Annotated in this window: 7 protein-coding genes; 4 read left to right on the top strand and 3 right to left on the bottom strand. The window is 61.1% G+C overall.

The window, feature by feature from the left end:
• The first annotated feature begins 32 nt into the window (after positions 1–32).
• Positions 33–2,789 (top strand): PAS-domain containing protein, encoded by a 2,757-nt coding sequence (locus EOA86_RS14285; protein ID WP_164891747.1) that lies wholly within the window; start codon positions 33–35, stop codon positions 2,787–2,789.
• 90 nt (positions 2,790–2,879) lie between these two features.
• Positions 2,880–3,569 carry a response regulator transcription factor gene (locus EOA86_RS14280; protein WP_245497263.1) on the top strand — a complete coding sequence of 230 codons (690 nt, stop codon included), beginning with the start codon at positions 2,880–2,882 and terminating at the stop codon, positions 3,567–3,569.
• A gap of 265 nt (positions 3,570–3,834) precedes the next feature.
• Here the strand turns inward: EOA86_RS14280 and EOA86_RS14275 are convergent, their stop codons facing one another.
• A complete protein-coding gene (locus EOA86_RS14275; protein WP_128342226.1) occupies positions 3,835–5,544 on the bottom strand; it encodes a tetratricopeptide repeat protein in 1,710 nt (569 codons plus the stop codon).
• Between the two features lie 4 nt (positions 5,545–5,548).
• Positions 5,549–5,716, bottom strand: coding sequence for a DUF1127 domain-containing protein (locus EOA86_RS14270; protein WP_280951078.1), 168 nt, complete (start codon positions 5,714–5,716; stop codon positions 5,549–5,551).
• A 20-nt stretch (positions 5,717–5,736) separates the two neighbouring features.
• Here EOA86_RS14270 and EOA86_RS38620 point away from each other — a divergent pair, with 20 nt between their 5' ends.
• The gene (locus EOA86_RS38620) at positions 5,737–5,910 is read left to right on the top strand and encodes a hypothetical protein (protein WP_164891746.1); all 174 of its coding nucleotides are present in this window, start codon (positions 5,737–5,739) and stop codon (positions 5,908–5,910) included.
• Positions 5,911–6,261: 351 nt separating this feature from the next.
• Here EOA86_RS38620 and EOA86_RS14265 read toward each other — a convergent pair whose 3' ends face one another.
• Positions 6,262–6,942, bottom strand: coding sequence for an HAD family acid phosphatase (locus EOA86_RS14265; protein WP_127212369.1), 681 nt, complete (start codon positions 6,940–6,942; stop codon positions 6,262–6,264).
• Between the two features lie 371 nt (positions 6,943–7,313).
• Between EOA86_RS14265 and EOA86_RS14260 the strand changes: the two genes are divergently transcribed.
• A partial coding sequence (locus EOA86_RS14260; protein ID WP_206630022.1) for a hypothetical protein occupies positions 7,314–7,593 on the top strand: 280 nt, incomplete at its 3' end.

Raw genomic sequence — 7,593 nt, 5'->3', positions numbered from 1 at the left:
CCGAGAAACACCGGGAAATCAATCGGGAGCTCATGCAAAAGGGCGTCGTCGAAAATTGCGAGGTGCTTCTTAAACGACCCGACGGCCAAGAGTTCTGGGCCACGGGCAATCTCAGGATCGTCGAGTTCCAAGGCCGGCGAGTGGTTCTCGCCGGCATCGCCGATGTGACCAAGCAGAAGAAGCGTGACGGCGAAGTCGTTGCGGCGCGGGAGATGCTCGCAGACGCCGTCGAATCACTCTCCGAGGGATTCGCACTGTACGACGAAGATCACCGCCTGGTCATGTGCAACAGCCTTTACCGCGAACTGAACCACCCGGTGCGGGATCTCGTTGAACCGGGCGTGGAATGGAACGAGCTCCTTCGCGAATCCGCCAAGCGCGGCGTGTACCGCAACGCGGTTGGGCGCGAGGACGAGTGGCTCGACGAGCGGATTCAAGGCCGGATCGAGTTCCACTCCCATTTCGAGGTCCCCCTCTCCGACGGCAAATGGCACTCGGTTTCGATACATCCCACCGATCTTGGCGGCTTCGTCGTAACGCGCGCCGACATCAGCGGGCGCAAAAAGGCCGAGGCTGCCGAGCGCGACGCGACGGCTCTGCTGCAAAAGGTGCTCGATGCCTGCCCTTCGCCGATACACATGACCACGTTCGAGGGAGAAACGCTCTACCGCAATCCTGCTACCAGAGATCTCTACGCCGATCGCCCTCGAATAACCGACCACTATGTCGATCCAGACTGTAGCGCAATATTGGAGCGCACCCTGATCGAAAAGGGCAGGATCGATGATTTTCGGGTCCAGCAGTACGACACCGAGAACAAGCCCTTCTGGGCTTCGGTTTCCGCTCGCCTGATCGAGTTCCAGGGAAGGCAGGTGATAGTGTCGAACACGACGAATATCACCGACATGATCACCGCCCAGCAAGAAACGCGTAAGGCAAACGAGCGGCTGATCGACGCGATCGAATCTCTGGCCGAAGGGTTTGCCCTCTACGACAAGAACGATTGCCTGGTGCTGGCCAACAGCAGGTACCGCCAGATGCATGCGATAAGCGCGGATGTGCTCGTTCCCGGAGTGAACTGGTTCGATTTCCTCCGCGTGACCGCAGAGCGCAACCAGTTTCCGGTTCCACGGGACAAGATCGACGACTGGCTTGCCGAGAGGGCAAGGGACCGCCGCGAGTTCCGGCAACAGGAATTCCGTCATACGGACGGCGGTTGGTTTTTCGTCTCGAACTGTCCAACCCGCGAAGGCGGGTTCGTGGTCACCCGTGTCGACATTACAGAGCGCAAGCGGGCCGAGGAGGCCGCTAAGGAAGCGGATGAAATGGTCCGTAAAGTCCTCGAAGCCTGCCCCGTCAACATCCAGATGACCCGCGCGCATGACGGGAAGCTGCTCTACCGCAGTCCCGCCACCGTTGAGCTGCTCGGCAATGTGACCAGCGCCATCGACTACTATGTCGATCCTTCAGAGCGGGTGCGATACGTTGAGCGGCTGCTCGCCACGGGGTTGGTCGACGATTTCGAAACCCAGCTCAAACGCAAGGACGGTAGGATCTGCTGGTGCTCGATTTCGTCTCGACTGATCGATTATCACGGTGAGAAGGTGATCGTTTCCCACGCCTACGATCTCACCGACCGTATCGAAATGCAGCAGGAATTGGAGCGCCAGCGCGAGACGCTGCACCAGAATGAAAAAATGTCGGCGCTCGGCGGATTGCTGGCGGGGGTGGCGCATGAGCTCAATAATCCGCTCTCGGTGGTGCTTGGCCTGTCATCGCTGTTGAAGGAGACCGCAACCGACGCCAAGGTCGTGGAACGCGCCGACAAGATGAGTAAGGCAGCCGAACGCTGCGCCAGGATCGTCAAGACCTTCCTGGCTATGGCCAGACAGCAGCCGACGCGGACCTCAAACGTTGCGATCGATGACATTATTTCCGAAGCGGTGGAAGTGGCGAGCTATTCGATTCGATCGTCGGACATCGGGCTTTCAGTTCATCTTGAACCTGGTCTTCCCCCGATCTGGGCGGATCCCGATCAGCTTGGCCAGGTGCTGATCAATTTGCTTGTCAATGCAGAACAGGCGCTGCACGGCTGGGAAGGGCAACGGACAATCACGGTTTCAACGCAGCTTCATTCCAAGACCGGCAACATAGTCGTCAGCGTTGCCGACACGGGTCCGGGAATTCCCAAAGAGATACTTCCCCGCATTTTCGAGCCGTTCTTCACGACCAAAGAGATTGGGGCAGGGACTGGGATCGGGCTGTCCTTCTGTCATCGGATCGTTCAATCCCATGGAGGAACCATCGAGGTCGAATCTTCAGAGGGGGGTGGCTCGACCTTCATACTTTCGCTGCCTGCTTCGGACCGAATCGAGGAACGAGCCGAAACGGCCGAAGATGAGCTCCCGAATTCAACTGGTATTGCTTGTCTGGTGGTGGACGACGAAGAGGAAGTGGGTGAGCTGGTTGCTGAGGTGCTCAGGCGAGATGGTTTCAAGGTCACCATTGCCAGATCCGGCGAAGAAGCGCTGGTGCAGCTCCAGAACCGCACTTTCGCGCTGATCCTGAGCGATCTGAAAATGCCGAACATGGATGGACGGGGATTGTTCAACCAGATTGCCAAGCTTCATCCGGCCGAGCTCGACAGGTTAGCCTTCCTGACGGGGGACACGATCAGCCCGGACGCGCAGATGTTCCTGCGCGCCGCGAAACGGCCCTATCTTGAGAAACCGATCAAACCTAACGAGCTCCGTTCGTTTGTCTCGAATCTGGTCAACAACAATACTTGACAGATCAGTGGATTTGCACGTCACTTCAGGGGCAGCTTATCCATTAGGCTAGTTGCTCGGTGGTCGATTTTGACGACGCACGCACACGTAGTGGTCTGCGATGACGAACCGGATATCCGCGACACGGTGGCGGAATATCTGGAGCATCATGGCTATGCCGTGACAACGGCCAACGCGGGGCCTGCCCTGCGCGAACTTATTAATAGCCAGCACGTCGATGTGGTCATATTGGATATCCGAATGCCAGGCGAGGACGGCCTCTCCCTGGCCCGATATTTACGAGAGCACTCAGACGTTGCCATTATCATGCTGACCGGATCGGCGGAAATCGTCGACCGCGTTGTCGGATTGGAGATTGGCGCCGACGACTATGTCGCGAAGCCCGTGGACCTGCGGGAGCTGCTGGCACGGGTGAAGGCCGTGCTGCGCAGGACGTCGGCGAGCGAACGAGCTGCGGAGAAAGCGAGTACTCCGGACTCTCACCAGGTCCAGTTCGGCAAGTGCCGCTTCGACCCGGACGAACACAAATTATACAACGCCGAGGGGGCCGAAATAGCGATCACCGCGATGGAGTTCCGGCTTCTGAAAGTATTCAGCGAACATCGCGGACGAGTGCTCAACCGCGATCAACTGCTCGAACTCGCCCATGACCGCGGATGGGATCCCTTCGATCGTAGTATCGACATTCGCGTTTCGCGCCTGCGGAAGAAAATCGAGGTCGATCCCTCCAAGCCGGAGGTGATCAGGACGATCCGCGGCATGGGTTACCTTTACTCCTGAGCGCGCCGCACGGTGGACCAGCGCCTCATCCCTTGTGGTTGAGGTATTGCGACTTTGCGGTCCCAGGCGGAGGGCCCCGCTCGAACTACTGAGTTTCCGGAAACCAGCTGCGTTGCCCTGGGCTTCCACTATCACGTGTGGGCGCTGAGAGAGGCGTGCGGGCCAAGCCGGCCTTCTCGACACCTGGATTGTGTGCCGCAGCCGCCGGTTTGCGAGGCTGCGACACATTTCCTGCGCCGACACGACGCCGGCACCAGAGCGCGGGTCAGAGCCGTGCGATGCCGAGAAAGTCCGGCGCTCCCACCCACGCGTCCTTGAAGCGCGCATCCATCGCTTCGGCGTCCGCTGTCCTGCCGGTCCTGCGGAACACCTCGCGCAGGCCCCACAGCGCCCAGGCGTTGTTGGGCGTCTGCTCCAGGACGTGCTCGAAGGCCGCCGCGGCCGCCTCGTGCTCGCCCATGGCGATGTAGACCGCGCCGAGGGTTTGTCGGACCGGATAATACCAGTACGCCGGTTCCATATAGGCAAGGCCGTCCTCGATCGCGACGGCCGCCTCAAGCTTATTGCGCGCTTCCCGCAGGTTGCCCTGGTGCTGGGCAATGCGGGCCTCCACGATCAGCGCGCTCAATTCCAGCAAATTCGGCGCCGGAAGTCCTCCCGCCGTCTCCGTGGAAAAATCGGCCTCGGCAGCGAGCTTGCGGATTGCGGCGGTCTCGGCGCGCGCCGCCTCGCTCGCACCCTTTGCGGCGAAGGCGACGCCCCGTGCATATCGCCAGGTTGCCTCGACATAAGGCAGGGCGTTTGCCGGCAGCGGCAGCGCGAGTATGACCTCGGGATCGCTGTACTGGGCGTGCGCGAAATAGGGAGCCGCCTTGATCGGCTGCAGCCCGGCCACCTTTCTGGCCATGGTGTCGGAGACCAGCGATTCGAGCTTTTTGGCCGCCTCGGCGATTGCCTCGACGTCGCCCGCCATCTGTGCGGAGGTCATCAGGAAATGCAAGTTGTGCGGATAATAGCCGTCAGTGTAGACGCCGGGCGTGCTCTCCGGCGCTATGCCGACGCGCTCGAAATAGGCCTCGTCCGCTGCCACTGCCTCGCGGTTGATCTCCAGACTGTCGGTCCACCGGCCGACCTGATGATAGATGTGCGCTGGCATGTGCACGATGTGTCCGGCGCCGGGCATGAGGGCGGCAAGCCGGTCGGCATGGGCTTCGGCCCTTTCCGGCGTCGTGGACGCTTCGACGGCATGGATATAGAGATGGATCGCGCCGGCATGATCCGGATTGCGCGCCAGCACCCGCTCCAGTGAGGCCACAAGCTTGACCGTGTCCGGCTTTGGCGTTGCTCCGCCATCGAGCCAGTAGTCCCAGGGCATCAGGTTCATAAGCGCGTCAGCGTAGAGCGTGGCGATTTCGTCGTCCTGCGAATGGCGGTCTGCCAATTCCGCCATCGCCGCGGCATAGGCCTGGTTCAGGGCACCCTGGTCGGCCGAAGTATCGGCGCTGTAGCGCTTGGAGAGCGCGGCGATGAGGTCCTTTTCCCGGCTGGTGGCAAGGTGCGCTACCTTGCGCGCCTGCGCGACAGCTTCGGCGGCGTTCGCGGCTGCCTCCCGACCCATGCCGGCATTGATGTTGGGGCCGAGCACGTAAGCCTCGCCCCAGAAACACATGGCGCAGGTCGGGTCCAGCTTCTGGGCGGCCCTGAAAGCGCGCTGCGCCTCGGCGTGGTTGAACGCCCACGCCCAGCGCAGGCCCTGGTCGAAATAGGCCTGCGCCAGCGGGTTGGCGGTGGTGACAGGGTAGGAATGGCTGCCGAGGTTTTCGAACAGCGGAACGCTTGTCGAATCCTCTCCAACCGCCGCCGCCTTGGCCTGGCGGTGCGGAAGGCCCGAGTCATGGGCATTGGCGGCCGGCGCCGCCAGAAGGGCGGCCACGCTCGCACAGGCCAGCAGCGGGAGCCTAAATGAAAGCTTCATGGTTTCAGCCCGCCTTGTCTTCTTGGCCGCGCTTCAAGCCGCGGACCACCAAACCAATCTCTGACCGGCTAATCCCGATGTCCCTCAGGAAGGCATCGTCCATTGCCGCAAGGGTCCGTTCCGCCATACGGTGAACCCGGTAGTCCCGGAAAGAGCGGTAAGCTGCTCGCATTATCGACATTGCAACACTCCATGATTAGCGCCGCGGGATGCAGCATTGCCATTGCATTTAAACCATCCCTGTTTCAGGCGTTTTTCCGCGCCGAATGCGAAGTGTTTCGTTTGTTTCAGCGCTTCCCGCGCGGTGCGAATTCCGAGCTGCCAGAGTCGCGGGAAACCGCCTTCTTTCCTGGGGCTGATTGGTGAAACCGGCGTCCGCGATCAGCCACGCTGGCTCGCGCGTCAGATGGCAGCACCGGGACACCGTCCAATCGCCGGTTATCTGCCCCTAATGTTAGAGTAGCCATGACATTAGCCGTAATCGATCGTCTGTGGTCAGGCCCGACGAGGGGCCCTCTTGGGCCGATATGCGGCTGTCAAATCTTCGATCGCCTGGGCTGACATCGGTACGTTGCCGTACCCGGAGATGAATATGATCGGCATGTCTGCCCGCCCGACAGCCGTCGTTCGTTCGCTGTTGCTCAAGCTAAACAACGGGTCACGGCCTGCCGTTGGGCGGCAAGGGCCCTAGCGTTCGGGTGTTCGCCGTACACGCCGTCAGCGAACCCTGTAGAACGGATTCGGCAGCAGGAACAGCTTCTCGGCATGCCCCCCGAACAGGTCCGATGGCTGGTCACCGACATTGGCAATGATCGTGTAGCCGGCCTTTTCGATTTCGGCTCTTATGGGTGCCTTGAAATCTGCGGCGGAACCATATTTGGCTCCAGGCTGGACCATGTAAAGTTGCTCATAGCCGGCATAGCCCGCCGATTGCAGGTTCTGTTCGGTCGCCCGACGCTGGTCCTCCGGACGTCCGGTGATGAAGAATACTGCGACTTTCGCCGTTCGCGCCTGCCGGAAAACCTCCAGCACAGGGTCGACGGCCGGATCCTTCGCGAGCTGGTCCCAGGCGGCCCAGCCACAGGGACCGTCGATTGCGATGTCGCAGGCGCCGCCGATCGGGCGGCCGAAATTATCACGTGTGATCACTTCCCAGTTGGCCAAAGCCGTCTCGTCGATATCGAGCACCAGTGCGGGGCGAGGCACCTCCGTTGCGCGCTTGACTACCCAATCGCCTGCCTGCTTCGCCACTGCGGCAAGGTCGCGATCATAGTCGCCGGAATCATGATAATTCGCGGCCGCCAGCATCGCGTCGCCGACATTGGCTGGCTGGGACGGACTTGTAAGAAGGAGCGAGCCGTCGGCACGCGCCGACACAGGCACATTTGTGCCAGTCATCAGCACGATTGCTCCAACGGCCGCACCACGCGCAATTCTATTCCAACTCATCGTCTGCATCATGAGACCTTGCGGTCGCGACAAGTCCTCTGTCAAGCGAGGCAAGGCACAGGTTCTCGAAACTGCGGCGCTGAATTAGACGATTCCAAAACAGACGCCGAATGTTTCTATGAGTTGCTGCAAGTTGCAGGATTTCGGCCATTGCTGCACAAATTAAATGGGATGAACGATCGTCGATGTCGGCAAGCGCTCGCAGCTTTGGCGCGTTGCCGTTCAACGGGCACCGCGGTGGAACGATCGCGGTGCCGTAGTCTGTACCCGCACAACACCTAGCAGTTCGCCTCTGTCTGCGGATCGCAGGCCTTGTTTTCTTGCTTCTGTGGCTTGGGCTTGGCCGCCTGTTCGGGCTCGGCCTGCTGCTGCTCGGCGGCAGGCTGTTCCTTGGCCTTCGACTTCTCAGGCTTGGCCGCCTGTTCCGGTTCGGCCTGCTGCTGCTCGGCGGCGGGCCGCTCCTTGGCCTTCCGCTTCTCAGGCTTGGCCGCCTGTTCCGGTTCGGCCTGCTGCTGCTCGGCGGCGGGCTGCTCCTTGGCCTTCCGCTTCTCAGGCTTGGCCGCCTGCTCGGGCTCGGCCTGCTGCTGCTCGGCGGCGGGC

This window comes from Mesorhizobium sp. M5C.F.Ca.IN.020.32.2.1 (assembly GCF_004023105.1).
In the GTDB taxonomy this organism is placed as follows: domain Bacteria; phylum Pseudomonadota; class Alphaproteobacteria; order Rhizobiales; family Rhizobiaceae; genus Mesorhizobium; species Mesorhizobium wenxiniae.
The sequence above is the reverse complement of the archived record's forward strand: the minus strand, read 5'-3'. Positions and strand labels throughout refer to the sequence as shown.

What these genes read in the sequence shown, in the direction of transcription:
- EOA86_RS14285 (WP_164891747.1), top strand. Translation starts at nt 33, where the DNA reads ATGCAAAAGGGCGTCGTCGAAAATTGCGAGGTGCTTCTTAAACGACCC.
- EOA86_RS14275 (WP_128342226.1), bottom strand. Translation starts at nt 5,544, where the DNA reads ATGAAGCTTTCATTTAGGCTCCCGCTGCTGGCCTGTGCGAGCGTGGCC.
- EOA86_RS14270 (WP_280951078.1), bottom strand. Translation starts at nt 5,716, where the DNA reads ATGCGAGCAGCTTACCGCTCTTTCCGGGACTACCGGGTTCACCGTATG.
- EOA86_RS38620 (WP_164891746.1), top strand. Translation starts at nt 5,737, where the DNA reads ATGATTAGCGCCGCGGGATGCAGCATTGCCATTGCATTTAAACCATCC.
- EOA86_RS14265 (WP_127212369.1), bottom strand. Translation starts at nt 6,942, where the DNA reads ATGACTGGCACAAATGTGCCTGTGTCGGCGCGTGCCGACGGCTCGCTC.